Annotated in this window: 31 protein-coding genes; 23 read left to right on the plus strand and 8 right to left on the minus strand. The window is 33.2% G+C overall.

Features of this window, described 5'->3' with window-relative positions:
- Window positions 1-184: 184 nt before the first annotated feature.
- A complete protein-coding gene (locus OEV82_RS11830; RefSeq protein WP_263061995.1) occupies window positions 185-799 on the minus strand; it encodes a hypothetical protein in 615 nt (204 codons plus the stop codon).
- Window positions 792-1,154 (minus strand): hypothetical protein, encoded by a 363-nt coding sequence (locus tag OEV82_RS11835; RefSeq protein ID WP_173661828.1) that lies wholly within the window; start codon window positions 1,152-1,154, stop codon window positions 792-794. The genes OEV82_RS11830 and OEV82_RS11835 overlap by 8 nt, the downstream gene beginning before the upstream one ends.
- A gap of 274 nt (window positions 1,155-1,428) precedes the next feature.
- Between OEV82_RS11835 and OEV82_RS11840 the strand changes: the two genes are divergently transcribed.
- From OEV82_RS11840 to OEV82_RS11865, 6 genes are all read left to right on the plus strand, one after another.
- On the plus strand, window positions 1,429-2,019 hold the full coding sequence (locus OEV82_RS11840) for a hypothetical protein (protein WP_263061996.1): 591 nt from the start codon (window positions 1,429-1,431) through the stop codon (window positions 2,017-2,019).
- A 47-nt stretch (window positions 2,020-2,066) separates the two neighbouring features.
- Window positions 2,067-2,216 carry a 50S ribosomal protein L33 gene (rpmG, locus tag OEV82_RS11845; RefSeq protein WP_161920722.1) on the plus strand — a complete coding sequence of 50 codons (150 nt, stop codon included), beginning with the start codon at window positions 2,067-2,069 and terminating at the stop codon, window positions 2,214-2,216.
- Between the two features lie 132 nt (window positions 2,217-2,348).
- Window positions 2,349-2,912 (plus strand): 5-formyltetrahydrofolate cyclo-ligase, encoded by a 564-nt coding sequence (locus tag OEV82_RS11850; protein ID WP_263061997.1) that lies wholly within the window; start codon window positions 2,349-2,351, stop codon window positions 2,910-2,912.
- The gene (locus tag OEV82_RS11855; RefSeq protein ID WP_263061998.1) at window positions 2,905-3,693 is read left to right on the plus strand and encodes a DUF92 domain-containing protein; all 789 of its coding nucleotides are present in this window, start codon (window positions 2,905-2,907) and stop codon (window positions 3,691-3,693) included. The genes OEV82_RS11850 and OEV82_RS11855 overlap by 8 nt, the downstream gene beginning before the upstream one ends.
- 56 nt (window positions 3,694-3,749) lie before the next feature.
- Complete coding sequence (locus OEV82_RS11860; RefSeq protein ID WP_263061999.1) at window positions 3,750-3,950, plus strand: hypothetical protein; 201 nt, start codon at window positions 3,750-3,752, stop codon at window positions 3,948-3,950.
- Between the two features lie 167 nt (window positions 3,951-4,117).
- Window positions 4,118-5,299, plus strand: coding sequence for a rhomboid family intramembrane serine protease (locus OEV82_RS11865; RefSeq protein ID WP_263062000.1), 1,182 nt, complete (start codon window positions 4,118-4,120; stop codon window positions 5,297-5,299).
- Window positions 5,300-5,307: 8 nt separating this feature from the next.
- Here the strand turns inward: OEV82_RS11865 and OEV82_RS11870 are convergent, their stop codons facing one another.
- Window positions 5,308-6,192 carry a hypothetical protein gene (locus tag OEV82_RS11870; protein ID WP_263062001.1) on the minus strand — a complete coding sequence of 295 codons (885 nt, stop codon included), beginning with the start codon at window positions 6,190-6,192 and terminating at the stop codon, window positions 5,308-5,310.
- 226 nt (window positions 6,193-6,418) lie between these two features.
- On the opposite strand from OEV82_RS11870, the gene OEV82_RS11875 reads away from it, so the two are divergent.
- The 6 genes from OEV82_RS11875 (at window position 6,419) to OEV82_RS11900 (ending at window position 13,969) form a co-directional block, all read left to right on the plus strand.
- Window positions 6,419-7,822, plus strand: a complete 1,404-nt coding sequence (locus tag OEV82_RS11875; RefSeq protein WP_173661850.1) for a spore germination protein — start codon at window positions 6,419-6,421, stop codon at window positions 7,820-7,822.
- A gap of 200 nt (window positions 7,823-8,022) precedes the next feature.
- Window positions 8,023-8,232: a YqgQ family protein gene (locus OEV82_RS11880; protein WP_263062002.1), complete on the plus strand. Its 210-nt coding sequence runs from the start codon at window positions 8,023-8,025 to the stop codon at window positions 8,230-8,232.
- Window positions 8,233-8,243: 11 nt separating this feature from the next.
- Complete coding sequence (locus tag OEV82_RS11885; RefSeq protein WP_263062003.1) at window positions 8,244-9,215, plus strand: ROK family glucokinase; 972 nt, start codon at window positions 8,244-8,246, stop codon at window positions 9,213-9,215.
- Window positions 9,216-9,357: 142 nt separating this feature from the next.
- Window positions 9,358-11,229 (plus strand): LTA synthase family protein, encoded by a 1,872-nt coding sequence (locus tag OEV82_RS11890; protein WP_263062004.1) that lies wholly within the window; start codon window positions 9,358-9,360, stop codon window positions 11,227-11,229.
- Between the two features lie 229 nt (window positions 11,230-11,458).
- Window positions 11,459-12,646 carry a M14 family metallopeptidase gene (locus OEV82_RS11895; RefSeq protein ID WP_263062005.1) on the plus strand — a complete coding sequence of 396 codons (1,188 nt, stop codon included), beginning with the start codon at window positions 11,459-11,461 and terminating at the stop codon, window positions 12,644-12,646.
- 180 nt (window positions 12,647-12,826) lie between these two features.
- The gene (locus OEV82_RS11900; RefSeq protein ID WP_263062006.1) at window positions 12,827-13,969 is read left to right on the plus strand and encodes a YqgU-like beta propeller domain-containing protein; all 1,143 of its coding nucleotides are present in this window, start codon (window positions 12,827-12,829) and stop codon (window positions 13,967-13,969) included.
- Between the two features lie 30 nt (window positions 13,970-13,999).
- On the opposite strand, the gene OEV82_RS11905 is transcribed toward OEV82_RS11900, so the two are convergent.
- The 3 genes from OEV82_RS11905 to OEV82_RS11915 form a co-directional block, all read right to left on the minus strand.
- Window positions 14,000-14,173 carry a DUF2759 domain-containing protein gene (locus OEV82_RS11905; RefSeq protein WP_173662071.1) on the minus strand — a complete coding sequence of 58 codons (174 nt, stop codon included), beginning with the start codon at window positions 14,171-14,173 and terminating at the stop codon, window positions 14,000-14,002.
- 51 nt (window positions 14,174-14,224) lie between these two features.
- On the minus strand, window positions 14,225-14,464 hold the full coding sequence (locus tag OEV82_RS11910; protein ID WP_173662073.1) for a DUF2626 domain-containing protein: 240 nt from the start codon (window positions 14,462-14,464) through the stop codon (window positions 14,225-14,227).
- Between the two features lie 175 nt (window positions 14,465-14,639).
- Window positions 14,640-15,350, minus strand: coding sequence for a helix-turn-helix transcriptional regulator (locus tag OEV82_RS11915; protein ID WP_317634316.1), 711 nt, complete (start codon window positions 15,348-15,350; stop codon window positions 14,640-14,642).
- 209 nt (window positions 15,351-15,559) lie between these two features.
- On the opposite strand from OEV82_RS11915, the gene comGA reads away from it, so the two are divergent.
- From comGA to OEV82_RS11955, 8 genes are all read left to right on the plus strand, one after another.
- Window positions 15,560-16,618, plus strand: a complete 1,059-nt coding sequence (gene comGA, locus OEV82_RS11920; protein WP_263062008.1) for a competence type IV pilus ATPase ComGA — start codon at window positions 15,560-15,562, stop codon at window positions 16,616-16,618.
- Window positions 16,608-17,645, plus strand: coding sequence for a competence type IV pilus assembly protein ComGB (gene comGB / locus OEV82_RS11925; RefSeq protein ID WP_263062009.1), 1,038 nt, complete (start codon window positions 16,608-16,610; stop codon window positions 17,643-17,645). Before comGA ends, comGB begins: the two co-directional genes overlap by 11 nt.
- Before the next feature lie 19 nt (window positions 17,646-17,664).
- A complete protein-coding gene (gene comGC / locus OEV82_RS11930; protein ID WP_173657847.1) occupies window positions 17,665-17,970 on the plus strand; it encodes a competence type IV pilus major pilin ComGC in 306 nt (101 codons plus the stop codon).
- Window positions 17,960-18,421 carry a competence type IV pilus minor pilin ComGD gene (gene comGD, locus OEV82_RS11935; protein ID WP_173657846.1) on the plus strand — a complete coding sequence of 154 codons (462 nt, stop codon included), beginning with the start codon at window positions 17,960-17,962 and terminating at the stop codon, window positions 18,419-18,421. The genes comGC and comGD overlap by 11 nt, the downstream gene beginning before the upstream one ends.
- Entirely contained in the window at window positions 18,411-18,755 is a 345-nt protein-coding gene (locus OEV82_RS11940; RefSeq protein ID WP_173657845.1) for a type II secretion system protein, read from the plus strand. The genes comGD and OEV82_RS11940 overlap by 11 nt, the downstream gene beginning before the upstream one ends.
- Entirely contained in the window at window positions 18,703-19,188 is a 486-nt protein-coding gene (gene comGF / locus OEV82_RS11945) for a competence type IV pilus minor pilin ComGF (protein WP_263062010.1), read from the plus strand. The genes OEV82_RS11940 and comGF overlap by 53 nt, the downstream gene beginning before the upstream one ends.
- A complete protein-coding gene (gene comGG / locus OEV82_RS11950) occupies window positions 19,160-19,516 on the plus strand; it encodes a competence type IV pilus minor pilin ComGG (RefSeq protein WP_263062011.1) in 357 nt (118 codons plus the stop codon). The genes comGF and comGG overlap by 29 nt, the downstream gene beginning before the upstream one ends.
- A gap of 78 nt (window positions 19,517-19,594) precedes the next feature.
- Window positions 19,595-19,771, plus strand: coding sequence for a YqzE family protein (locus tag OEV82_RS11955; protein WP_173657842.1), 177 nt, complete (start codon window positions 19,595-19,597; stop codon window positions 19,769-19,771).
- Between the two features lie 40 nt (window positions 19,772-19,811).
- Here the strand turns inward: OEV82_RS11955 and OEV82_RS11960 are convergent, their stop codons facing one another.
- Window positions 19,812-20,618: a YqhG family protein gene (locus OEV82_RS11960; protein WP_263062012.1), complete on the minus strand. Its 807-nt coding sequence runs from the start codon at window positions 20,616-20,618 to the stop codon at window positions 19,812-19,814.
- Complete coding sequence (locus tag OEV82_RS11965) at window positions 20,587-22,278, minus strand: DEAD/DEAH box helicase (protein WP_263062013.1); 1,692 nt, start codon at window positions 22,276-22,278, stop codon at window positions 20,587-20,589. Before OEV82_RS11965 ends, OEV82_RS11960 begins: the two co-directional genes overlap by 32 nt.
- 213 nt (window positions 22,279-22,491) lie before the next feature.
- Between OEV82_RS11965 and gcvT the strand changes: the two genes are divergently transcribed.
- From gcvT to gcvPB, 3 genes are read left to right on the plus strand one after another with little or no spacing between them, the layout of a single operon-like run.
- Window positions 22,492-23,595, plus strand: coding sequence for a glycine cleavage system aminomethyltransferase GcvT (gene gcvT / locus OEV82_RS11970; protein ID WP_263062014.1), 1,104 nt, complete (start codon window positions 22,492-22,494; stop codon window positions 23,593-23,595).
- A 20-nt stretch (window positions 23,596-23,615) separates the two neighbouring features.
- On the plus strand, window positions 23,616-24,965 hold the full coding sequence (gene gcvPA, locus OEV82_RS11975; protein WP_173657838.1) for an aminomethyl-transferring glycine dehydrogenase subunit GcvPA: 1,350 nt from the start codon (window positions 23,616-23,618) through the stop codon (window positions 24,963-24,965).
- Window positions 24,955-26,418: an aminomethyl-transferring glycine dehydrogenase subunit GcvPB gene (gcvPB, locus tag OEV82_RS11980; RefSeq protein WP_173657837.1), complete on the plus strand. Its 1,464-nt coding sequence runs from the start codon at window positions 24,955-24,957 to the stop codon at window positions 26,416-26,418. Before gcvPA ends, gcvPB begins: the two co-directional genes overlap by 11 nt.
- Window positions 26,419-26,573 lie beyond the last annotated feature (155 nt).

A 26,573-nucleotide genomic window follows, 5' to 3' on the forward strand; every position in this document is an offset into this window, starting at 1 on the left:
GTTGCGTGGAATCGAAAAGGTTGAAACTGAATTTGGGATTGTGGCTTTAGCCCACAATCTCCTAAAATTTGTAGGTAATATCAAGCTGTTTTCAGGAAAATGTAAAAAGAGCGAATTGAGAAATACAAGGATTTCTCAATTTCGCTCTTTTTTTGGGGACTTATTGGACAGCCCCGTTTTACTCTTATCTCGTTATGACATCTGCAACTTCTTTTAAGTTCATTCCTTGTTTAAATTCAAAGTCCCCGATTTGAACATAGCGTTCATAGTCGTTATTTACCATAAAATCGACAAAGGCTTTTTTATCTTTAATAATTTTATTTTCTAGCAAGCGATCAGCAATATCGGAAAGACTCATACCAGTTTCGATTTTAATAACAACCTTTTTAGGTTCTTGTTGTTCATCTTTTTTCTGTTCATCACTTTGTTGCTTTTCTTTTTGCTGTTCTTCATTACTTTTCTCGTTATCTTTTTGTTGTTCTTTATCTTTTTGTTGTTCTTTATCTTTTTGTTGTTCTTTATCTTTTTGTTGTTCTTTATCTTTTTGTTGTTCTTTTACCTTATTTCCGTTTTCACTTGCTTTTTGCTGTTCTTCATTTAATTGTCCTTTTTCTAACATTTCGACTTTATTTTTTAGTTCCTCAAACTCATCCATTGTTACTAATGCATACCCATCTTTTTTAAGCGTTTTTTTCACATCTTCTTGATCGGCTTTATTAAAAAATTGAACATAAATGAACAGTACGACAGTAACGAAAAGTATGCCTACTGCAAAGAAGCGTAATTTCATATTATTCATTTTTGTCCCATCCTTCATCTTTTAAAATTTTATTAACTTCATCAGTAGTTAAAGCCGATTGTTTCGCAATTTGTTCAACCGTCAATCCTTGTTGTTTTAAAAGACGAACTTGATTGACGATAATAGGATTTACTTTTTTAGAAGATGCGTGATCATCAGATGCATTACTATTTGGTAATAGTAACTCCTCTTCTAAAACTTTTAGTCGTTTTTTAATTTGGTAGGTTTCTTGATAAAGTTGAATGGAGAGTTGGTCTAGATCATTTTTTACTTGTTTTGAATGATCAGGGATGATAAAAGAAACAATTATGAGAAGAACAGCGAATACGATCATGATCAAGATTAATGTATTCATACTATCACTCCCAAACAAGAGTTTATCATAAATCGACAACAGTTGACACTATGAAATATAAAAGAAAAAATAGTAATATTTTTAACATAATAGAATTGTACATCAAAACATAGTTTGATATTAAAATACAAAATATTACAAATTATGTATGTTGTTTGAAAAAACATTCGATGTTACGATGAATATAAATAAAAATCCATTTTTTCAGTTCGTATTTAGTTTTGAAGCTTGTCCATTCAAGATCTATAGATAATAGATTCTAGGAGTGAAAAAAATGACATATACACGTATAAATAATTTACCAGATTTATCGAAACTATCAAATATCGAGTATTTCATATTTTTTAAAGGGAAATTAATTCCGATTTTATCGGGCAGAAACATTTTGGCAAATAGTTTGTATATCTATTGTCAATTCCCACTACAAACGGAAAAATTCAATTTGACTCAATTTACGATTATTAACAAGAGTAATATATATGTACCGATAAAAATATTTGTGAAGTGCGGCTTACATACCTTTGAGAAAAAATATGTGTTTGTTTCACCGAAAGAAGATGTTATATTTTTAAGTAATCGTGATGGTTTATTTTTAAATTCAGGGATAATCAAGCATTCGTCGATCAGTCAATACGGTGTTCTTAAACGAAGTGATTATAATGAAAAAATTAGACAAGGGAAAATTCCGCTTTATCCGATCGGAACTGGTGATGTAGTTGGATTATTTACATTGGAAACAGTGTTAAAACCATATGAAAGAACGGTCGCTAATACGTGGGTAATGTATTCAGAAAATCATAACAATAAAAACTTGATAAAATGGGATCGAACACTGAAATCAAGACTAGCTTTTTCAAAAAAATAATGGTATTATAGAAAAGTCGTAATTTGTATATGACTGGAGGGAATAATATGCGCGTAAATATTACATTAGCATGTACTGAATGCGGTGAACGTAATTATATAACAACAAAAAATAAACGTAATAATCCAGATCGTTTAGAATTAAAAAAATATTGTCCACGTGATAAAAAACAAACAGTACATCGTGAAACAAAATAAGCAGCAGGAATATACCTGCTGTTTTTCTTTTAATTAAAATTGATTGAATTTATAAAAATCTTCTTCATTACAATTGAAGCAAGGATTTCAAAAGTTTATTTTATGATAAGGATTCAATAAAGAGGTGAAAGGATGGATAAAAATACGCTACGGAAAAAGGTGAGAAATCAGCTAAGCAAGCTAACGAAAGAACAATATGAACAAAAGTCAAAAAAAATTGCCGACACACTATTTGAGCTTGCAGAATGGAAACAGGCAAAATGGATTGGAATCACGATTTCAATTTTCCCTGAAGTAAATACATATCCAATCATTGAAAAAGCTTGGGAGCTTGGAAAAGGGGTGGCAGCTGTAAAATGTGTACCAAAAACGAAAGGTCTTGAATTTTATCAAATTCGTGATTTTTCCCAAATAGGTAAAGGGTTTTATGGGTTATACGAACCTATTGTTGAACAAACGGTAAAAATCGATACCAAAGACATCGATCTATTAATTGTACCAGGTGTCGCATTTACAACGGAAGGAAAAAGGCTTGGTGTAGGTGGCGGTTATTATGATCGACTATTACCAACATTTTCAGGAACTACTGTAGCTCTTGCTTTTTGTGAACAATTGCTTGATGATCTTCCGATGGATAGTCATGACCAATATATTCAAAAAATAATTGGAGAAGGGATAACATATCATTGTGTATAATTTAATCGGTTTTTTCATTGTTTGTCTTTTATCATTTCTTGCCTGGCGGGAAAAAGCTTTGCGATTAAGCGGAGCCGTCTGTGCTGTATGTATTGGAACAATGATATTGTTTGGAACCGGAATCAAGGGATTTCTATTACTTAGTGTCTTTTTTGTGACGTCGAGCTTTTTTTCAAAATGGAAACGCGAACAGAAACAATCGATTGATCAAATTGTAGCCAAAGGTGATGCGAGAGATTGGGTGCAAGTTTTAGCGAATGGTGGTGTACCAGCTTTATGTAGTTTTATTTATATTTTGGAAGAAGACCCGATTTGGATCTTTGCTTTTGCTGTTTCCCTTGCCTGTTCGACTGCCGACACATGGGCATCGGAAATAGGAGTCCTTAGTCAAAAGGATCCCTATTTACTTTTCCCTTTTAAAAGAGTACGGAAAGGAACATCAGGAGCTATCTCGCTACGAGGTACATTTGCAAGTTTAATGGGGGCTATCGTAATCGGGCTTACCGCGAAATTACTTTGGTTTCACATGTTTTCTATCCATTTAATGATTTGGGTTATTGTCTTTGGTTTTTTTGGAATGGTATTGGATTCGATTATCGGTAGAAGTATTCAGGCGAAATTTTTGTGTACGACATGTCAATTGATAACCGAAAAGAACTACCATTGTGACCAACCAACTGTATTTTTTAAAGGTGTTCGCTATGTCAATAATGATGTTGTCAATATTTTATCTATATTAATTTCGACCGCCTTAAGTTTCTTACTTTACTCTTCGTTGTAAAACTTTTTGGATAAAAAGAGAATTTCGTCCAAAACTAAATCTAGGAGGTCGAAAATATGTTACGATATTTATTTAAAACATTAATCCTTGGAGTCGTTGTTTCTTCTCTAATAAAAAACCGCTATCGAATCATGAATTGGGTTTTAGGAAACCGATATATTAGGCAAATGGTCGTTTCTGGAACAATGAGTTTACCTTTTGTAAAGCAAATCCTTATGAATTCCCTATTTTCAAATCGTGAAAGAACTTCTTTGTAGGATTTCTTTAGACTGCATATTAAGAAGACTTAATCAAAAGAGCCTTCTTTTATGCAGTCTTTTTGCATTTAACTATCCATACAAATTATAATGAGAATGAAGATAATGGTTGATCCATGGATCGACCAACGTGTAATGATCGAATTTATATGAAAGTAGGGAAACGGTTGACGAATCGAGAGGACTATTTATATTGGAAATTGATACATTCATTATTCATTGACGGGTACCGGATTCTTAATATTTCTGAAGATCAAACTGAAATATGGCTCGAGAATTTCTCACATCGCAAATTACCAATTATTCGAATTAAACGAAAAGATATTGATTGGGCAAATTGGATAAAACAGGACATCAAAAGGACTTGTATGAACGGTGAAATGATTCGTAAACGATTTTTAAAAAGGAATTTAACGTGTTTAAATATTTATATTTCTACATATCCTCCTGTAGATTCTTATCAAGATTTGTTTACACGTTCTTTTCAAATCGATAAAACAAAAACAGTTGTGCGCAATATACTATTTACCGGTCGTCATTTAATGGATTCCATTTTTCAAATAACTAATCTATATGGGAAAGATTTATTTGGTTCGATTAAACAGGAGTACGATCTATACGAAGTCGATTTGATTAGAAGAGATTGTCTCGCACTTTTTCACGGTGCAGAGAAAAAAGAAAAACAACTTTTAAACCGCACAAATCCTTTTTTTACCTATTTATTTTTATCCATTCAACTATTGGTATTTTTTCTAATGGAGTTAGCTGGTGGATCACTAAATCCAAATGTATTAATTTCCTTTGGTGCAAAATCAAACGAGTATATCATTGAAGGGGAATGGTGGCGATTCATTACCCCAATGTTTATACATATCGGCTTTATTCATTTATTATTTAATAGTTTAGCGCTCTATTATTTAGGGTCCATGGTCGAACGAATATATGGAAAAGCAAGGTTTTTCATCATTTATTTGCTAGCAGGTTTTTTAGGAACAGTTAGTAGTTTCATTTTTAACTATCATATCTCAGCAGGAGCAAGTGGCGCCATTTTTGGGTTGTTTGGTGCTTTGTTGTATTTTGGTCTTGTTCATAAACGGACATTTTTTCGAACAATCGGTGTAAACATTATCGGCCTGATTGTGATTAATTTAGTTTTAGGATTCGTTATACCTGGTATAGATAATGCTGGTCATATTGGTGGTTTAATTGGAGGATTTTTAGCTGCGGGTATTGTCCATTTGCCACAAAATCAATCAAGTCATCAACGGTTAATGTTTATTGTAATTACGTTACTACTCATTACAGGCTGTTTATATTATGGTTACACTTATCCTAAACTGCTCTATTAAGCTATCCTCTATTTGCTTGAAATGAGTTGTTTTAAGTACATGATTTCATTTGAATTTGTTTCAAAAATGACATATAAATGGGATCGGTTTTTGGCAAGTAAAATGATGGGAATTGTAGTGCCTATTGGTGAAACAATTTCTCCATCATTTTTCCTTATGTCGAGAAAATAATTTTTATAAATGCCTTCCCATAGTTTTCCGATAATTTCACCTGTTTGTTTTTTTGAAAATCCAGGAAGACCACTTTTACTATATTCCGGTAATTGAATGATTGGAATGATATTATAATGGTCTAGGTTTAAATTAAATGTAGTTACTGCTTTTTGAATAACGGAATCAAGTAATTTTTTTTCTTTTTCATCTAACTTTTCTTTCCAAAATCGTTCCTCATCATTAGATGGTTGACGGAAGAATAAAAATTGGTCTTGATTTACATCTGTAATCATATATAAAAGATCATTCGAAAACGTTTGACTACTTGTAATATCTTCTTCATTACGATGTAGTTCACCGTAATGATAACTTAATGCATGTATAACTTGATCATTCGCTAACTCAACCACACCATCCATTTTGATTTTATCTGTATTTTCCCTCCATTCTCCGAATTTCTCGACTAATCTCCCGTTTGCAAATATGAGTGAAATATCTTGTCTTAAATAGGCATTTTCGTTGAGTCTTGAATTAGTAGATATCGGTAACCTTATTTGATTTCCTTTTGTTTGTGGCGAATGAATGGTTGTTTTTGCGTCTAAAAAGTAGGCATTTTCATCCACCGGAAAAAAAGTAATCGTTTCAACGGACTCTTTTTTGTTTGTACTAATCCAAAAAGCACAGGCGAAAATTGTAATGAAAATAGGGAATAGGATGAGCCGATTAATCGATTGATTCATGTTTTTCCACTTCCGTTCATTGTTATCATAGAAAATTAAGCTTATTAAAAATATATGGACAAGAAAGACTTTTATGAAATTTTTTCTTCAAGTATAAAATTGCTCCTTTTTTGTCAATGATGGCTATGAGGACTTTTAGGGTAGTAAATGGCAGGTGAGGAAAAATTTGGAAAAAAAAGAACAAACAACGCCAGTATCAACAAATTTAAAAGAAAATATTGAAATAATGCGAGAATACTTAGGTGTTGAGAAGAGTTTTGATGTTATACATCTAGATTTAAATTATGCGAATAAAGATATGGCCATTTTTTTTATCGATGGGTTTATAAAAGATGATATATTTTTACATATCATGAGTTTACTTGCCGAACTCAAAGAAGAAGATCTAGAAGAACATACGTTAGATCGTTTGCTGAAGCGTTATATTCCATATGTTGAGTTAGCGACCGAAAGAGATTTAATTAATGCAGCTAATCAAGTATTAGCAGGACAAACAGCATTAATTGTAGATGGTATTGATCAAGCAATCCTAATTGATACAAGAACATATCCGGCCCGAACACCTCAGGAGCCTGATATTGAACGAGTTGTAAGAGGATCTAAGGATGGATACGTCGAAACGTTAGTTTTTAATACCACTTTGACACGAAGAAAGGTAAGGGATCGTTCTTTACGAATGGAATTTATGCAAGTAGGTAGGCGGTCAAAAACGGATGTTGTCATTTGTTATATAGAGGATATTGCTGATGTAGAATTAGTTGAAAATATTAAGAAATCCCTTGAAAAAATTGATACTGATGGCATTCCGATGGCTGAAAAAACCGTAGAAGAATATATTTCAGGAAATCATTGGAATCCATATCCAACAGTCAGGTATACAGAAAGACCAGATACAGCTGCCGTTCATTTATTAGAAGGGCATGTTTGTATCATTGTTGATGGGTCGCCAAGTGTCATTATTACTCCGACGACCTTTTGGCATCATGTACAACATGCAGAGGAATATCGAAATAAACCTATAGTCGGTGCCTATTTACGCATTGTGCGCTTTTTAGGTGTTCTCATATCCATTTTTCTTATTCCGCTTTGGTATCTGTATGCAGTTCACCCAGAAGTTTTACCAGATGTTTTATCCTTTATAGGCCCTAATAAAAAAGGGAATGTACCGTTATTTTTGCAATTTTTAATTGTTGAAATTGGAATCGATATGTTACGGATGGCTGCTATACATACACCGAATAGTTTAGCTACTGCCCTTGGTATCGTTGCAGCGTTAATGATTGGGCAAGTGGCTGTGGAAGTTGGTTTATTTTCCAATGAAGTGATTCTATACATCGCTGTTGCGGCAATTGGAATGTTTGCAACACCTAGTTATGAATTAAGTATGGCGAACAGAATCACACGATTGGTGTTATTAATTATCACCGGAGTATTTGGTTCTGTTGGATTTGTTATTGGCACTTTTGCATGGATATTATTGCTCGCTAATATGAAATCTTATAAAGTGCCCTACTTATGGCCTTTTATACCGTTTGATTTTAAAGCATTTATGGATATAATCATTCGGGCACCGATTCCATTAAAAAGAACCCGCCCTAAATTTTTAGATCCAAAAGATCCGGATCGTTAAGCTTACAACAAAACTGCTTAATCTTTTTAGGCAGTTTTGTTATTTTTTTATAAGAAAATTTACTATATATTCTATTAGGCAATACATATGAGTTTATAGTATTATATAAAAATATGGATTTTTCTAATGCGATTTGAATGATGTTTGTTTATAATAAATCTGAGGATAATACCTTGGTATTATGTTAGAGGGTGAGATTTGTGGACTCAATCTATGATGTACAACAACTATTAAAGCGGTTCGGATCGATTATATATGTTGGTGATCGATTAGGAGATTTACAGTTAATGGAAGAGGAATTAAAACAACTTTATTATTCCCAAGCCATCGATAGAAAAGATTTTGAAATGGCAATATTACTAATTCGTCATGAAATTCAATATGAATTGGAAAAGAAAAAAAGGATGTAGTGGTGAATAATATGAAGCAAAATAATATTTTTAGTATTGATGTTGGTGGAACAGCGATCAAACTTGCGATCATTAATGCAGAAGGAAAATTACAGAAGCTTTGGCAAATTCCAACGAATAGGAAAGAAGAAGGAAAATATATTATTGATGAGATATATGAAGAGTTTAAGCAAGCAATTCATAATTTACAAATTAATAAAGATGATTTTATTGGTGTAGGTATGGGGGCACCTGGTCCCATTTTGCCAAACGGAGTAATGAAACGAGCAACGAACATTGGTTGGGAAAATTACCCATTAAAGGCTAAATTAGAAGAACGTTTTCAATTGCCAGCCTTTGTAGAAAATGACGCAAATTGTGCAGCATTAGGGGAAATGTGGCAAGGTGCTGGAAAGGGCTTAAAGAATCTAGTTTGTATTACATTAGGCACCGGTGTTGGTGGCGGTGTAATTGTAAATGGTGAAGTTGTTTCAGGGACATCAGGTGGCGGTGGTGAAATCGGTCACATTACTGTTCAATATAAAAATGGTGCCCCATGTAATTGTGGTAAAAAAGGGTGTATAGAAACCATCGCTTCAGCGACCGGAGTTGTTCGACTAGCAATGGAGAAAATAAAAAGATCTAATGAAGAAACTGCTTTAACTCGTTTATACAAAAAATATGGCAAGATAACGGCTAAAGATGTTTTTGATTTAGCAGCAGGTAACGACCCTGTTTGTGTACAAATTGTTGAAGAAGTATGCTTTTATTTGGGCCATGTTTTAGGTACATTAAGTTCAACCTTAAACCCTGATGCGTTTATTATTGGTGGTGGTGTTTCCGATGCTGGTGAAACTTTGTTAATGCCTCTTGAAAAATATTACCGACAGTTTGCTTTTCCATCAACGGTAGATGATACGAAAATCATTCGTGCAACGTTAGGTAATCAAGCAGGAGTTTATGGAGCAGCATATTTAGTTAAGAATAAACTTTCTTATCATTAATATGTTATTTATAAATTTAGTAAGATGGTATATAATTAACTGATAAACAAATGTCAAAGTTGGAAACATGTTAAATTGTACATATTATTCTAGTATTCTTTAAATTTTTAAGAGGAATCTATCAAGGAGGCATTATTTTTTTATGAAACAAGTGTTGGAATCAAAATACACCCCTTTGATTATTCCGATTGTTTTGTTATGGGTAAAAACGTATATTGCATATAAAGTTGCCTTTGATATAACAATTGAAAATGGGTTGCAGGAATTTATATTATTCATCAATCCTTTGCCCTTTTTATTCATCGTATTTGGCATTGCCTTATTTGTGAAGGAAAAAAGACGAAATCTTTATATTTTAATATCTCATTTATTAATATCTATCTTGCTTTATTCAAATGTCGTTTTTTATCGGTTTTTCTCTGACTTTATAACACTGCCTTTAATTTATCAGCCAGGAAATTTCAAAGGTTTAGATGAAAGCTTTTGGGCAGAGATTTTTTTGTTTGACATTTTTTATTTTGTAGATTTTTTCATTTTAGCCTACTTAATGTGGAAGAAACACCATTTATTTAACATAAGCGGTATATCGAATTTACAACGAAAAGTTTATTTTCTTATGACAGCTGGATTAATTTTTATTAATTTAGGGATTTCTCATCTGCAAAGTCCCGACTTATTTGATCGTAATTTTGATCGGGAGCAACTTGTGAAAAATATCGGTCCATACAATTACGCTTTATATGATTTTTATCTTCAAACAAAAACTTCAGCCCAAAAGGTATTTGCCGAAGATAATGATTTGATTGATATTAAACATTATATTGATTCCCATTTTGTAAAACCAAATCCTGACTACTTTGGTATTGCCAAGGATCGAAATGTCATTGTTATATCATTAGAATCAACACAAAACTTTGTAATTAATCGAACGGTCAATGGAAAGGAAATCACACCATTTCTAAATGATCTAATTGAAGAAAGTTATTATTTTAATAATTTTTATCATCAAACGGGTCAAGGAAAAACATCTGACTCCGAATTTATTGTGGATAATTCCCTTTACGGTCTAGGAAGAGGAGCGGTGTTTTTTACCCATCCAAAAAACGAATATATGGCTACACCTGAAATTTTAGCAAATCATGGTTATACAACAGCCTCCTTTCATGCTAATACGAAAGTTTTCTGGAACCGTGATGAAATGTATCAATCTTTGGGTTATGATCGATTCTATCATTTAGATTATTACGATGTAACAGATGATAATTCCATAGGATGGGGACTAAAAGATATTCCTTTTTTTGAACAATCCGTAAGCCTGTTAAAAGAATTACCACAGCCTTTTTATGCGAAATTGATTACATTAACAAATCATCATCCGTTTGTTTTAGATGAATCAGATACATTTATAGATACAAATGTGACTGAAAGTGCAACATTAAATCAATACTTAGCAACAGTGCGTTATGAAGATGAGGCACTACGTCTATTTTTTGAACAATTAAAAGAAGAAGGTCTTTACGATCAGTCGATAATTGTAATCTATGGTGACCATAATGGGATAATAGAAAAAGATTTTGAAGTACTGAGCGACTTTTTAGGTAAAGAATATAATGCTCATACCGTTGTAGAAATGCAACAGGTACCTTTGATTATTCATATACCTGGTCAAGAAGGAAAAACAATTTCGACTGTCGGAGGTCAAATTGATTTAAAGCCAACAATACTTCATCTGTTAGGCATTGAAACAGAAGGACAGTTGAACTTTGGGCATGATTTATTTTCTTTGGACCATCCGAATTTAGCGATCTTTCGTGATGGACGCTTCGTTACAGATCAATATATTTTTGCGGAGAACACTTGTTATGTAAAAGATTCTGGGAAAATTATTGATGGTTCCTACTGTGAACATTATCATGATATTGTCACAAAGGAACTCAATTATTCTGATCAGATTATTTATGGAGATTTAATACGGTTCTATCATAAAGATTTATATGATATAAAAAAAGAATGATCAAATTCTTTTAAGACCATTACATGAAAAATTTCTTTTTATTTATAACAAAGGGAGTTTTTCTTGTAATGGTTTTTCTTGATTTATATAAAATGTTACACCGGAAAATTTCAAACATTCATCATGATCGGTGAAATTGTGTCGGACTGGCAAAAAAGACTGACCCTTGTCATATAGTTAGCAATAAGGATTTAAAAGTTTGTCACTAATGGCAATGAGGAGGATGTTTATGAAAGTCCAAGTTCGACCGGGGGATACATTTTGGCTATATAGTCAATTGTTTCGTATACCGGTTCAATTAATTGAGGATTCGAATCCAAATGTTTTACCTACTTCATTGATGGTCGGACAAACAATAAATATTCCTGGATTTATTGCTGAGGAATATATGATTCAACAAGGGGACACAATATCGAAATTGGCAAAGGAAAGAAATTTAGCGATTGATACAATATTTTTATTAAACCCTAATTTGAATCCAAATCGATTGCAAATTAATGATCGAATTCTCCTCCCGAGGTTGGTTACAGATTTTGTTGTTGATGGAAACGAAGCGTATGATTTTGGTAAATTAGAAAAAGATCTTCATCGTCTTGTTGAAATTTATCCATTTTTAAAAGTAAATCGTATCGGAGATAGTGTATTAGGAAAGCCATTGTATGAAATTGAAATTGGAAGAGGTAATCGTACGATCCATTTTAACGCTTCCTTTCATGCGAATGAATGGATTACGACCCCTGTATTAATGCGACTACTAAATGAATTTATCGTATCTTTAGTTCGCGGAAACCCAATCCGCGGAATATTTACACTTCCGCTTTATAATCGAAATCGTTTATCTATCGTACCGATGGTAAACCCCGATGGTGTAGATCTCGTTTTACATGGTCCTCCTGAAGAGATGAAAGAAGAATTAATAGAAATGAATAAAGGATCATTGGATTTTTCTGGTTGGAAGGCGAATATCCGTGGAGTGGATTTAAACAATCAATATCCGGCTTATTGGGAAATTGAAAAAAAGAGGAAAGAACCAAAAAGTCCGGCACCACGTGATTACCCTGGGGATGAGCCATTAACAGAACCTGAAGTGATGGCGATGGCAGATTTAGCACAAAGAAAACAATTTGCAAGGTTGTTGGCCTTTCATACACAAGGTAGGGAATTTTATTGGGGTTATGAAAATTTAGAACCTCCTGAATCAGAAGTTCTTGCCAACGAGTTTGCTAAAGTAAGTGGTTATGATTCGGTGAGATATATAGATAGCCATGCCGGCTATAAAGATTGGTTTATTTATATATACCGTCGGCCAGGATTTACATTTGAACTAGGTTATGGAGTAAATCCGTTACCTATTACACAATTTCCACAAATATATGATGAAATGTTAGGTGTGTTTTTGGCTGCATTATATATGTAAGACCAATCATTTTATGTTACAATGAACGGAAGATGGGAAAGTCAATATAGGCTTTCCGTTTTTTTCTTAAAAACATTGCTAGAATGATATTTTATTTTTTTCATTATATTTGACTTTTATGAAACCTTTTAGTAATGAAAACGTCTTGTATAATATAAGTCATTCGAAGGGGTGTGGTAGATGGCTAAGTCTAATTTGAAATATTTCATAATGCTTATTTTTATTTTTTGTTTCTTAATTGGATGTCAAAAACAAGATCTACACTTGCAGCCATCAGTATCCTCTAAACATGAAAAAACCTCTACTGATCATACAATGGATCAAAACGCTATGAATCACCCTGAACGAAAAATACAATCCCTTGAGGTTATTGAAGAACAGTTTGAATACATTGTAGGTTGGTTAAACAATGAAACAATTTTATTTATCGAACATTTAAATGACGAATATGTCATTACGTCTTATAATCTATATTCCGGCGAAAAAAAACAAATTTATTCTAGTCACATACCAATTTTACAAGCAATTCTCAGTCCTTCAAAAACACACTTGCTTATTCATACGTCACCAATAGTTTTTGAAGCAGATGTAAAAGTAATAGAATTAAAAGAGCAAAAATTAATCTATCACGATCGTATTGAATCTAGTGAAATTAGTTTTGAATGGAATGGGTATGATGAATCAAAATTATTTGTTGTCGCCTTTTTAGAAGATTGGACATTTCATACATATATTGTAAATATACAGAAAAAAGTAAAAGAAGAAATAGATATGCCATATCCCTTTGCAATTTGGAACGATACGTCTGTGTTGCTGACGTTAGATTGGGGTAATGACAGTTTGAATATGACTGCACCTATTTTACGTTTTCATAATGATACGAAAGATTTTGTCTTAAAAAACGAAAAATATTACTTTTTACAAGGATGGAAAGGAATCACACTAGCACTAGGTGTGAATAAAGATCTCGAGAATATAGCAGATTTTAAATTTTATAATGATAAATGGGAGCTAGTACAAAAGTTATCATTTCCTTATTTAACGGAGTATACAAATCGGGAAATTCCACGGTTTGACTTAGTGGATGATCATACATTTTTTATCGTTGCACCAAGAAATTGTGAAGAGGAAAATATCCATTGTAAATTTGATTTAGTAAAAGTTGATTTGTTTAGTGGAAAACAAGAAATAATTATTGAAAATGTAGCTAATGAACCAATATTACCCTCTCCGGATGGAGATTTAGTATTATCTGGATTTCAATTTGAAAATGTAATCCAAGTAAATAAAAAGAAAATCGAACCTTTTTTGAAGATACAATAAAAGAATAGGGGCATTGATTCAGCCCCTATGTTAACTTAAATCTGGATAACCGTTGAAAAGTATTGTAGCAACTGTAAAGAATCCAAAAACAGCTACTGTTGCTACCGCGAAAAAAAGCCCCAGATAATTTTTGTTTTTATAACAAGAATAAGTTGCAATAATAGCCAGAATTGTAATTAAACCTGTTATTATTACAGTACCCATTTTTTTCCCCCTTCGAAATTTTTTTCGATAAAGACATACCAACTATATCGATTACGGTGTTCCTGGAACAAAAACAAATGTCGTATAGTATGTAAATCCAACGAAGAAGATGGTCAAATAAGCTCCGAATATATACATGTACATTCTTTCAGTTAGACGAAGATAACCTAAAATGTAAAAGAAACCCGTTTGAGCTAAAAACAATAATGCCATCTCTAGCATGCCACCTACGAAGAACATGATTGCAAATATTCCTGTCCAAAACGACAAAACTCGAAACATGCGATCCATATTGGATTTCCTCCTTTTTTCGTCTGAAAAGTCGATATATTTAAATTATATACACACAAACGATAGTTGTAAATGTTTTTAACTAATAGTAAGATTATAAACTTCTGAATAATGATAAAAAAATAAAACACGCAATTGTACAAAAAATGATGTCAATCTGCGTGTTGTTTCAATATTAATCAGCAACATGAATTAAATAAGCACAATGTGAACAATCTTCAAACATATTTTCTTTCATAATCAAATCATACTCTTCAAATAATGCTTCAATCATTCCTTTAATAAAAGCAATATGCATGTCGCAAGTTTCTTTTTTATGTTTTTCAGCAATCTCTCTAAATGGACAGTTAAAAACTTGCAAATATATTTGATTTCCATCTTCCTTAATATAAAAGTCAGGGGTCATTCCTAATATTGTTGTAGTGGTTTCCAGAATTTCGAACTTTTGATTTTTTGTTAATTCAGTTTTGTCTAACTTTTGTTCGCTTAATTGTTTTTCCATTATTTCGATTCCATATCGCTTTCCCGTTTCGTAGAGTGCATTTTTTCCGAGCTCTCCCAAGGATATCATTGCTTCAATAGCAACTTTTGCTAACAGTTGATAATCTCGAAATGGGAAATTCAACTCAACAACTTCATTAGAGAGATGATAAACTCGACTTGGTCTTCCTCCTTTTCCGGTTTTTTTGTTTTCAGATTTCAACATACCGACATCTTCAAGTTTGGATAGATGCATCCGAGCAACATTTGGGTGAATCTGAAATTGTTTTGCAATATCTTGAACCGTTACAGGCTGATGAAATTTTGTCATATATTCATATATGGATAGTCGAGTGGGGTCTGATAAAACATTCGTAATTTTTAACGTTTGTTGCAAGGGAATCACCTCCATATTGCTATAAATTATTATAATATAGAAAATAAGCCTATGGAATGTAGAGTAGTGGTTAAACACTTTTTTGTAAGAAAACGTTCACAACTTCACAACAAAAATTTAAAATATTTTTTATTAAAAATTTAAAAATAAAGAAGGATTTTGTAATTTTATATCGAATATTATGTTCTGAGAAAAAAGCAAAGGGGTTGATCATTTTTGTGACTCCTATAGAAGAAAAAGCGGTCACTATCATACAAAAAGCCTTTTCTCAAAATGCGACCGATATTCACATCATACCCAAGTCAAATTATGTCCTCATATCCTTTCGGGTTACGAACCAATTACTTCCCATTCAGCAAGTTCCTATAGAAGAAGCGGATCGCCTCATTACCTATTTAAAATATCGAGCTGAAATGGATATAGGTGAACGACGTAGACCTCAAAATGGTTCCTTTGAAGTCGATATAAAGGGAACAAAAGTTGGTCTTCGTTTATCTACGTTACCTTCTTATTTTATGGAAAGCCTTGTCATACGACTTCTTCCACAAGACAGCTCACATTCCTTTTCTCGCCTATCCCTTTTTCCAAAAACGACAAAAATTTTATTATCAATGGTTGAAAAAGCACAAGGATTAATTATCTTAACAGGCCCAACCGGTTCGGGGAAAACGACAACACTTTATTCTTTACTAGAACATTCAACAAAATATTTAAACAGAAATGTCATAACTTTAGAAGACCCAATCGAAAAGAGTAATGAAGATTTTTTACAAATCCAAGTAAATGAAAAAGCTGGTATTACGTATAGTACAGGTTTAAAGGCTATTTTAAGACATGATCCCGATATAATTATGGTCGGTGAGATTAGAGATGCTGAGACAGCAAAAATTGCAATTCGAGCAGCGTTAACAGGACATTTGGTCTTATCTACAATGCATGCGAAGAATGCAAAGGGTGGACTCTATCGGTTAATTGAATTTGGTTGTAATTGGCATGATTTGGAACAGGCGATCGTTGCTATTACTGCTCAAAGGTTAGTTCACCTTGTTTGCCCGTATTGTAAAGACTATTGTCACCCTTTATGTCCTCGTTTTTTCAAAAGTCGAGCGGTTGTATATGAAATTTTAATGAAAAAAGCATTAAAGGAAGCATTGCTAGAAATGAAAGGCTATAGCATGAAAGCCGCATATCCTACCCTTCGAAAACAAATTTTAAAAGGTATTACGCTCGGATTTATAAAAGATAAGGAGTATGATAGGTGGGTATATGATAGTTAGAAAAAATCGCTGGAAAATAGAGGAACAAATCGTTGTCTTAAAACGATTAGGAATGTTATTAGATCGTGGTTATTCTTTAAATGAAGGTTTTGAATTTGTTCAAATTGCATTAACGAAACATAAGCAAATGGATATTGAGATAACGATCAGAAAACTACAAAATGGTATGCCATTTTATAAAGTACTGGAAGAATTGAAATTTCATCCATGGGCGATAAGTTTTGCCTTTTTTGCTGAAAAAAATGGTAACTTAGCGACATCATTACAAACGGTTTCTAGATTATTATTAAAAAGAAAGCAGGAACAGAGTAAGTTAAAGAAATTACTTACTTATCCCATTTTTTTATTACTTTCTACATTCATTATGTTTATTTTCATATTGAATGAACTACTTCCCCAATTCATCTTTATGTACGATTCCTTTTCCTTGACTCCTAATCTATTCATCCTTTTTTTCTTACAAATCCAACAACATCCATATATTATGTTAAGTCTTACAATCGTTTTATTCCTTATACTTTTATTCATTCTTAAACAATATAAGAAAAGAAAGACCGATATTGAAATTCAAGTGACTGTTGCGAGATTGCCGATCCTTGGCCGTTTCCTTAGGTTATGGCATACGTATTATTTGTCCTATCATATTAGTCAACTATTAAAAAATGGTATTTCTTTAATGGAATGTTTTCAATTTATAGAAAAGGATCCGAAAAAACCATATTTAAAGTTGATCCTTCGACAAACACAACAAATGTTATTAGAAGGATACCAATTAGATCAGGCAATTAATCGTGTGCCCATTTGGGAAAAGGAACTCGGTCAAGTTATTTTCCATGGTCAATTAACAGGAAATCTGGATATCGAATTGGAAGTATATAGTCACTCGTGTTTAGAACGATTTTTTGAAGGAATAGAAAAGATCATAAAGATTGCTCAACCAACGATTTTTGGTTTTATTGCGATTTGGATTATTTTTATGTACATGTCGATTATGCTACCTAGCTTTGAAATAATGAACAATTTATAAAAGGGGGACAAACACAAGAATGCGTAATGAAAAAGGCTTTACTTTAATTGAAATGATGATCGTTTTATTCGTCATTTCTATTTTATTATTAATTACAATCCCAAACGTAACAAAAAATCAATCTTCTATTACCGAAAAAGGTTGCGAAGGACTTGTCAATATGGTGCAAGCACAAATACAAGCGTATATGATAGATCATAATGGTGAGACGCCAGATATTAATGATTTAACGAGTAATGGTTATTTAGAAAGTGCTCCCAAATGTCCTAATGGATCAAGTGTTACAATCGTGAATGGAAAGGCAACAGTAAATAATGAACGTTAACACTAAGAAGCATAAATTTCTAATAAGGGAGGATGGTTTTACGTTATTAGAAATGCTATTCGTTCTATTTATCTTGTCCGTTATGCTTTCAGCCATTCCTCCTATCTTTCACTCCATTCAACAGACAATCAATCAAACGAACTTTATCCACCAATTTCAAGCAGATTTATATTATGCGCAAAGCTATGCAATATCACATCGGCGAAGAATTAGCTTTAAGTATGATTTTACAAATAAGATGTATACTTTATCCGCTCCCTTTGATGAAGTTATTTTAGAAAGACAACTTCCTAACGATGTGACAATTGAAAGAGGAAGTCTTACTGATTTTTATTTTAAGGGTGATGGTAATGTTAACCGCTTTGGCTATATCTATATAACAGTAGAAGGTAAACAATATCGTTTGTTTATAAGTATCGGACGAGGGAGATTTATTGTGTATGATTCGTAGAGTTAAAATGAAAAGTGAAAAAGGATTTATATTCTTAGAAATGCTCGTTTCATTCATTATATGGTTTGTTTTGTTTTCTACAGTCATTCCTTCATTTTTATATATTACAAATAGTAGAAAAGAAATATTAATTGATCATAAGGCTCATGAACTATTAGTGCAGCAAGCCACTCGTATTATTTTTGATGAGCCTATACGTGAAACTATAGTAGAAAATCATGATCAAATTTTTACATTTACAGTAAAAGAAGACAAAAATTGGAAGGAAATTTGTGTGCACTATGAAACAAAGCAAAATCAGGAAAAACAAGTTTGTCAAAAGGTACACTTGTAATCAAGATGGATTTACATTAATTGAAATGTTACTTAGCTTTTTGATATTTTCATTTTTAATTATTTTTCTCTTGCATTCTATACCTCTTTTAAAATATCATGCATATTCTACTGAAACATTGGATCAATTGCATTGGGACATATTTTTGAACCAAATAAAACGGGAAATACGAACAGTAGAGACCATTTATCTCAGTAATCATCAACTCGATTTAATTAAAAATGGGCGACTTATTACTTATGATCAATATGGTGAAAAAATAAGAAGGCGTGTAGATGGGGGTGGTTATGAAATCACCATGTTTAATATTAAAGAACTGACTTTTAAAGAATTAAAAAAAGGAGTAAAAGTTATCGTTTTACATAAAAATGGAAAAACATACGAAGGAGACATCTATTTACCAAATGGTATACCGATTACGAATAAGGGATGAGTCAGGTGTAATATTGCCAATTTCTTTATTTGTTCTTTTTCTATTTTCGATCGTTACCATGTATGCAGTAACGAAATTTGAAATGGAGAAACGCTCACTAGCACATATCGAAGAAACATATGATTTAGAATTATTATTACTGATGGCCTATCGCGATTTAGAAAAGCAATTTACAAAAGACCCGGCTAAAAAACAAGGACAATTCCAATATGAATATGGATTTGTCAATTTTCGATTACTGGATGAAACTGGAAATTCTTATCTTTTTCTTTTTGAATGCTACAGTGAAAGTGGGGAGCTATTTATGGAGTTATCCATGCCAAAATAGTTGATAAAATGTAAAAATGTTTGCATTTCACATTTTTGGTAAGAATATTAGTAGAGCAAAAATTTGGAGGGGAAAGCAATGAAAACAAACGATTATGTTCGTTTTTTGACACAAACATTTGTTGAACATTTTGAAACACCAAAAGAAGAAAGGAACAAAAATAAACAACGACTTCCAGTTTCATATCAATTATTTGGAATCTTGCCTTATTCTGTAAAAGAAAGTGTGAAAATGATAAGAAAAAGAAAAAATTGAATTATGATAAATAATCTTAAAAAAAGGGGAGCATTCCCCTTCATTTTTTTATTAATGAATGTTGTGTTAGGTAAAATATTCCTCCGTTTATTATTGAAACATGTATTTTCGGTTCGTATTGGTTTTTTAAGGCCTCTTTTTCAATATAATAACGTTCCGGTCGTTCTTCTTCATCTTCGAAAAAAGCATCCAGCAGTTTAGCATCTTCTGCCCACCTTTTTTTAGCATCTTCTGCCCATGTATGATCGTCCGTAGCTATTTCATTTTCGATAAGTTGTTTAATTCTTCTTATCCCACTTTGCGGTTTTATTAATGGTGTAAAGGTAAAAGCAAAATCCGGCATTTTCGCAACTAAATGTATTTGATTGGTAAACAACTGATCATGAAAGTCATACATGATGGTCCCATTCATTAAGTTCACACCGTAGGATTGCAACCGATCTTTTCTGTGATCACAAATGTAACTAATTTTTACATTTAGACAGAGCCAGGGGTATAGTGGTACATTTAGATTCGGACTACCGGATTTGTTTTCAAAAAGTCGAATAAAACCACCTTGTTTCTTGATCACATTAAAGATTTGATGCAGCCGCGGTGAACCAAAATGAATAAGTTCCCCTTTTGTTTTACCGAGTTCGTTGAAATCTGTAATGAAGGTAATTTTTTGGGGATTTGGTTCTGCGCCAATCTTTTCAATATAATGCCAGTAAAAAGGGCGATTCATGAGCAGCTTATCCATTTCAATTGTTAATTGCACTGTCATGTATTTGCCGTTATCTTGTTCAATTGTACAATTATTTGTAGTAAAAAAGTTTTTAAGATAACTGTGAATTTCCTGCTGTTGCATAATTTCCATCCTCCTTAATGGACTCAGCCAGTTCAATCATCGCTGTTAAATTTTCCATTTTAATTTTCATTTCCCCTTCTGTTTCTGATGTAGTAAAAATATCAATGAGATGGTCTTCCAATTTACCAAATTCCAATTTTGTTAAAATTTCATCGAGCTCACCAATCACCCGTTCAAACAGATTTATTTTCTCATAGAGTAGTTTTAAAATATGTTCTTCGACCGTATTTTTCGTTGCAAAATTATAAATCCTAACATCTTTTTCTTGCCCTAGACGATGAATTCTTCCAATTCTTTGTTCAAGTCTCATCGGATTCCAAGGTAAATCGAAATTAATCATATGATTACAAAATTGTAAGTTGATTCCTTCACCACCAGCTTCCGTCGCTATAAAAACTTGGGCATGGTTTTGGAAAAGTTCTTTCATCCAGTCTTTTTTCCCGCGTCTAAATCCACCGCGAAAAGGCACAGAAGATATCCCGTGCTGTTTTAAATACCATTGTAAATATAGCTGGGTCGCACGATATTCGGTAAAAATAATGACTTTATCATTAATCGATTGAATTAATTCCAATGCTTTTTCTGCCTTTGAATTTACTTGAATTTTTTGAATGAGCTCCATCATTGATTGAATAAATTGTTGGAAATTTTTTGATGGATTTTCAGCTTTGTCGAGCATATTTTTTAATGTAACGAAAACGGCTTCTTTACTACTACATGCTTCACGTTGCAAAGTTAAAATCGAGAAAGCATTATTTAAGATTTCATTATGTTCTTGTTTGAACTTTGTTATGGCATCATATAATTCACGTTCTTCTTTTGATAAATCGATTAAAATCGTTTCTACTTTCCGCTTGGTCCATTCAATTTTTGTATCTTGTCTTCGATTGCGGATCATCACTTTATTTATCAATTCTTTTAAATGTTTATCATCAATACTGTATTTGTTTTTATACTTCTCTAAAAACTCCTTATAAGTTCCTAAATGTCCAGGTTTTAAGAGGGAAACTAGATTAAAGATTTCTTCAATTCTATTCTGTATTGGTGTTGCTGTCAGTAAAAGACAAAACTTTTTCTTTAAATTTTGGGCAAATTCATAGTTTCGTGTTTTATGATTTTTTAATTTGTGGGCTTCATCAATGATCACAAAGTCATAATCTAACTCTAAAATCGTTTCTTTATGGGGACTTCTTTTTGCAGTATCGATGGATGTGACCATCACATCTGTATGTTCCCAACTGTAGTTTTTGCGATAACCGATGGCAGGGATATGAAATTTACTATTTAGTTCCCAAACCCATTGTGAAACGAGAGAAGCTGGCACGAGGATTAAGACTTTCTTAACTAAACCACGAATCATATATTCTTTTAAAATTAAGCCGGCTTCTATTGTTTTTCCTAATCCGACCTCGTCTGCTAAAATAGCTTTTCCATTCATGTTTTCAATTACTCGCTGTGCCGTTTCGATTTGATGAGGAAGCGGTTTTAATTCAGGTAAGAATTTCGGAGCCTGTAAACCATGAAAATCGGGGATTATTAAATTTTTTTCCGCTTCAAGCGCTAAATTATATAAATTCCAGTTTGACCATGGTCCATCCTGTTCTAATTTATGTAGAAAAGTTTCAATCCAAGAATCGTCGAAATGAATGTTTAATTCCATGATTACAACTCCTTTTGCTGACGAGGAAATTAGTTGAGAAAAGCTTTCCTTAATGATACGATTGATATGATTGAAGTGTTAATCTTCCATAAACAATGAATAATCCTAAAAAATCGTAAAATTAGTTTACCCCTTTGTAGTAATTTTTATCAAAATGTTATGTTTTACACTTGAGGGGGAATTTTACGATAGGTAACAAAAGGGGGACAAGCTATGAGTGAACTTAAACGAACACCACTTTTTTCAACCTATAAAGATTGGGGCGCAAAAACAATTGATTTCGGTGGCTGGGAATTACCAGTGCAATTTTCTGGAATCAAAAAAGAACATGAAGCGGTGCGTACAAAAGTAGGTCTTTTTGACGTTTCGCATATGGGAGAAATTCTAGTAACGGGTTCTGATGCAGAACATTTTTTACAAAAAATGTTAACCAATGATCTTTCCAAACTGAAAATAAACAAAGCGCAGTATACAATTCTATGTAATGAAAATGGCGGAACCGTTGATGATTTACTTGTTTATAAATTGACAGATTCATCTTTTCTTCTAGTTGTAAACGCTGCCAACACAGATAAAGATTATGAGTGGCTATTAGAAAACCAATTCGGTCAAGTTGAAATACATAATGTATCATCTTCTTATGCTCAATTGGCATTACAAGGACCATTATCTGAACAGGTATTGCAAAAGCTTGTAAAAAACGAAAAGTTAGAATACATTCAGTTTTTTAATTTTAAACAAGATGTTCAAATCGGTGATGTGAAAGCATTGGTCTCAAGGTCAGGATATACTGGTGAGGATGGTTTTGAAATTTATTGTAAGCAAGAGGATGCAATTTATTTATGGGAAAATATTTTAAAAGCAGGTGAGCCAGAAGGAATAATACCTTGTGGATTAGGAGCAAGGGATACGTTACGATTTGAAGCAGGCTTACCTTTATATGGGCAAGAATTGAATGAAGACATCTCTCCGCTAGAAGCTGGGTTAAAATTTGCAGTAAAAATGAATAAAGATGTTGATTTTATCGGGAAAGATGCATTACAAGAGCAAATGAAACAAGGGATTAAACGGAAATTAGTTGGCATTGAAATGATTGAAAGAGGGATTCCGCGAACTGGCTACACAGTATTGAAAAATGGTGAAGAAATTGGATATGTTACAACAGGAACACAGTCACCAACTTTACAAAAAAGTATCGGTATGGCTTTGATTAAACGTAATTTTGCAGAATTTGATACAGAAGTCGTTGTGAACATACGAAATAAATCTGTAAAAGGTAAAATTGTTCCAACACCATTTTATAAAAGAAAGAAATAACACGTTGAGGGGGAAACTTCATGACATTTCGCTATTTACCCATGACAGAACAAGATAAGAAGGAAATGCTCGAGGCAATTGGGATTGAAGCCGTTGATGAATTATTTTCAGATATTCCAGAAGAAGTCCGGTTTAATGGTCGTTTGAACATTAAAGAGGCAAAATCAGAATCTGCACTTACTAAGGAACTTTTTAAGTTAGCTAATCAAAATGTAAATTTAAAAACGCATGCCAGTTTTTTAGGCGCTGGGGTATATGATCATTACATACCATCCATTGTTGATCATGTTATTTCTCGTTCAGAATTTTATACGGCTTATACTCCTTACCAACCTGAAATATCTCAAGGTGAATTACAAGCTATTTTTGAATTTCAAACGATGATTTGTGAGCTTACAGGGATGGATGTAGCCAATTCATCCATGTATGACGGAGGAACGGCTTTAGCAGAAGCAGCAATGCTAGCATGTGGTCAAACGAGACGCAAAACGATTTTAATTTCAGAAGCGGTACATCCTGAATATCGTGAGGTAGTCAAAACCTATGCCCGTGGACAGCGCCATCAAGTTGTTGAAATCCCATTAAATAATGGAGTTACGAGTACTGAACAATTAAAAGAGTTAATGTCAAATGATGTTGCGGCTGTAATTATTCAATATCCTAATTTTTTTGGTAGAATTGAACCATTAAAAGATTTTGCAGCGATTGCCCATGAATATAAGTCATTATTTGTTGTATCTTGTAATCCAGTTGCACTCGGTATTCTTACACCACCAGGTAACCTTGGAGCGGATATTGTAACGGGAGATGCACAACCATTTGGTATACCGACATCATTTGGTGGCCCTCATTGTGGCTTTTTTGCGGTGAGTAAAAAGTTAATGAGAAAAATTCCTGGACGGTTAGTAGGACAAACCGTTGATGAAGATGGTCGTCGCGGATTTGTTTTAACATTACAGGCTCGTGAACAGCATATACGCCGTGAAAAAGCAACATCTAATATATGTTCTAACCAAGCATTGAATGCTTTAGCTGCGAGTGTAGCGATGTCATCGCTAGGTAAAAAGGGTATCCGTGAGATGGCTGTTAAGAATGTGCAAAAAGCGAATTATGCTAAAAAACAATTTAAGGAAAAAGGGTTTGACATTGTTTATGATGGCCCAATATTTAATGAATTTGTATTAAAAGTTGATAAGCCAATTTCTCAACTTTCACAACATCTTTTAGAAAAAGGATTTATCGCTGGCTATGACTTAGGTAAACTTGATGAAAAATTACATGGTCATATGCTCGTTTGCGTGACTGAAGTGAGAACAAAAGAAGAGATTGACCAATTTGTCGAGGAAGTAGGTGCTTATCATGCAAAATAAACAAATGCCGTTAATTTTTGAAATTAGTAAAGAAGGGCGTATCGGTTACTCCCTTCCGGAAATGGATGTACCTGAAGAACAAATTGAAACCCTTATACCGGAAGAATATATACGTACTGAAGAAGCTGGACTTCCGGAAGTTTCTGAATTAGATATTATGCGTCATTATACAGACCTTTCAAAGAGAAACCATGGAGTTGATTCTGGTTTTTACCCACTCGGCTCCTGTACGATGAAATATAATCCAAAAATTAATGAAGATATTGCGAGGTTACCTGGTTTTGCCCATCTTCACCCACTTCAAGATGAAAGTACCGTACAAGGATCGCTTGAATTAATGTATGATTTGATGCAATCATTAAAGGAAATAACAGGTATGGATGAAGTGACCTTACAACCGGCAGCTGGTGCCCATGGAGAATGGACAGGGTTAATGATGATCCGGGCTTATCATGAAGCAAATGGAGATTATAACCGTACTAAGGTAATTGTACCTGATTCAGCCCATGGAACAAATCCTGCATCAGCTGTGGTAGCTGGATTTGAAACTATTACAGTAAAATCTGATGAAAATGGGTTAGTTGATATCGAAGATTTAAAACGGGTAGTAGGACCGGACACGGCTGCTCTAATGCTTACAAATCCAAATACTTTAGGTTTGTTTGAAAAAAATATTTTAGAAATGGCTGAAATTGTTCATAACGCTGGTGGGAAATTATATTATGACGGGGCAAACTTAAATGCGATTATGTCTAAAGTCCGACCAGGTGATATGGGATTTGATGTTGTTCATTTAAATCTCCATAAAACTTTTACGGGTCCACATGGTGGAGGTGGTCCAGGTAGTGGTCCGGTCGGTGTGAAAAAGGATTTAATTCCATTTTTACCGGTACCGGTTTTAGTTAAACAAGATGAGCAATATGTATTTGATTATGATCGGCCACAATCGATCGGTCGAATTAAACCATTTTATGGGAATTTTGGTATCAACGTCCGTGCATATACCTATATTCGTACGATGGGGCCCGATGGGCTAAAACAGGTGACAGAGAATGCGGTTTTAAATGCGAATTATCTTATGCGTAGGTTAGCTCCATATTACGATTTGCCGTATAATACTCACTGTAAACATGAATTTGTTTTAAGTGGAAGAAAACAAAAGAAATTAGGTGTTCGGACATTAGACATAGCAAAACGTCTACTAGACTTTGGCTTCCATCCGCCGACAATTTATTTTCCGTTGAATGTTGAAGAAGCTATGATGATAGAGCCGACTGAAACAGAGTCGAAAGAAACTCTCGACGCTTTTATAGATGCAATGATTCAAATTGCCAAAGAATCAGAAGAAACTCCGGAAATAGTCCAAGAAGCACCTCATACTACAGTAGTCAAACGGTTAGATGAAACACAAGCCGCCCGTAAACCGGTTTTAAAATATGAAAAAGAAGCGTAAATATTAAACCTTCAGTTAGAAAACTGAAGGTCTCAGCTTGTAGACAAAGTCCCTAACTAGTGGCCAAATCTACAGGTTTTTTTTGTATAATAGGGATAGAATTCTTGGTTAACGGGGGAAATTTAGGATGTTATCGAAGCGTACAGACAATAATC

Origin of the sequence: Pallidibacillus thermolactis (genome assembly GCF_025660415.1) — a bacterium.
Lineage (GTDB): Bacteria > Bacillota > Bacilli > Bacillales > Caldibacillaceae > Pallidibacillus > Pallidibacillus thermolactis.